Origin of the sequence: Sphaerospermopsis reniformis, from assembly GCF_005402885.1 — a bacterium.
In the GTDB taxonomy this organism is placed as follows: domain Bacteria; phylum Cyanobacteriota; class Cyanobacteriia; order Cyanobacteriales; family Nostocaceae; genus Sphaerospermopsis; species Sphaerospermopsis kisseleviana.
The window spans coordinates 1-1345 of the sequence record NZ_BJCE01000479.1; the positions used below are offsets into that span (position 1 = coordinate 1).

The window sequence follows — 1345 nt, forward strand, 5'->3', positions numbered from 1 at the left end:
AGATATTATGGTAATTCGCCATAAAGAAGCAGGAGTACCCCAGGCGATCGCCCAAGAAATGGATCGTTTAGGTGAAAAAGTCAGTGTCTTAAATGCAGGTGATGGACAACATGAACACCCATCTCAATCATTATTAGATACCTCTCTCCGACGCGGGGAGCGGTTTTGAAACCCCCATTCCCTTGTGAGGGAAGGAGGGTTAGGTTTCTAGAAATTATCGGTTTCATCTAATACTTTTCAAACAACCTCTCAGGATGTATTTGAAGGAGCATTAAACATTGCACATTTCCGGTAATTAAATGTGCGTCTTTTAAAACCCTTCCCTTGACATTCAAGACAGTCGCTACTTACTATTTTTGTTAGTTGAGCGAAAATTATCATTCAAGAGAGTTACAAGCAGTAATAATTGAACGCAGATGGACGCAGATAAACGCAGATAATTTTGTACTTCATTAGACTGGGAAAGGCTATATCACCTATAACTACGATGTTCAATGTGGCAATTTAAAATATCTGATGTATAATTAGATATATCTTAGTAAAAATCACTCCATGTAATTGCTATGGAAACAATAACTTTAAGTTCTCATGTTGGTGAAGATGGAATATTACATTTAGATATTCCTGTAAATATTGTTAATACTGATTTAACTATTACTATTATTTTAAAACCTAGTGATGATTTTCAACAGGAAAATAAACCCAAAGGAAAAGGTTGGCCTGCTAATTTTTTTGACGAAACTTCAGGATGTTTAAAAGATACTCCTTTAACTATAGATTCTGAAGGTGTTTTTGATGATTTAGAGGAGTTTAAATTGTTATGAAATATTTGTTAGACACAAATGTATGTATTAAATATCTAAATGAGGATTTGATTATTCGCCGCAAGTTAGAAAATACTGACTTAGAAGATATTGCTGTTTGTTCAGTTGTCAAGTTAGAGTTATTTTATGGTGCAATGAGAAGTGATAATCCTGATCAAGTTTGGGAAAAAGTCAAGCAATTTTTAGAAGTATTTATTTCTTTACCTTTAGATGATATTTCAGCTTTAAATGCTGGTAAAATTCGGGCGCAGTTAGCAAATCTTGGTACTCCCATTGGTTATAATGATTTATTAATTGCTTCTATTGCATTGTCTCATGATTTGATTTTGGTGACTCATAATACTAAGGAATTTGCCAGAGTTGAAGGTTTGAAAATAGAAGATTGGGAAATTGAAGCTCACATTCCGCATAAGCGGAGAATAAAAAAATAATTATCTCCAAAAACATTGTTTGGTAAGGGTTTTCAGGATTTTAGTTCAAAGGAACTATAAAATGTTTATTAGGAATTTATCTCATTTATT

2 protein-coding genes and 1 pseudogene are annotated in these 1345 nt (G+C 33.1%); all 3 read left to right on the forward strand.

Translation table 11 applies throughout. The features are described 5' to 3' along the window. A pseudogene (locus FFR48_RS27840) lies at positions 1–139 on the forward strand (aspartate carbamoyltransferase); the annotation flags it as partial. Between the two features lie 424 nt (positions 140–563). After that, the gene (locus tag FFR48_RS27845; protein ID WP_137669573.1) at positions 564–824 is read left to right on the forward strand and encodes a hypothetical protein; all 261 of its coding nucleotides are present in this window, start codon (positions 564–566) and stop codon (positions 822–824) included. After that, positions 821–1255 (forward strand): type II toxin-antitoxin system VapC family toxin, encoded by a 435-nt coding sequence (locus tag FFR48_RS27850; RefSeq protein ID WP_137669574.1) that lies wholly within the window; start codon positions 821–823, stop codon positions 1253–1255. The genes FFR48_RS27845 and FFR48_RS27850 overlap by 4 nt, the downstream gene beginning before the upstream one ends. The last annotated feature ends 90 nt before the right edge of the window (positions 1256–1345 follow it).

Excerpts from the sequence above, each read along its gene's own strand:
- FFR48_RS27845 (WP_137669573.1), top strand. The coding sequence starts at position 564 with ATGGAAACAATAACTTTAAGTTCTCATGTTGGTGAAGATGGAATATTA.
- FFR48_RS27850 (WP_137669574.1), top strand. The coding sequence starts at position 821 with ATGAAATATTTGTTAGACACAAATGTATGTATTAAATATCTAAATGAG.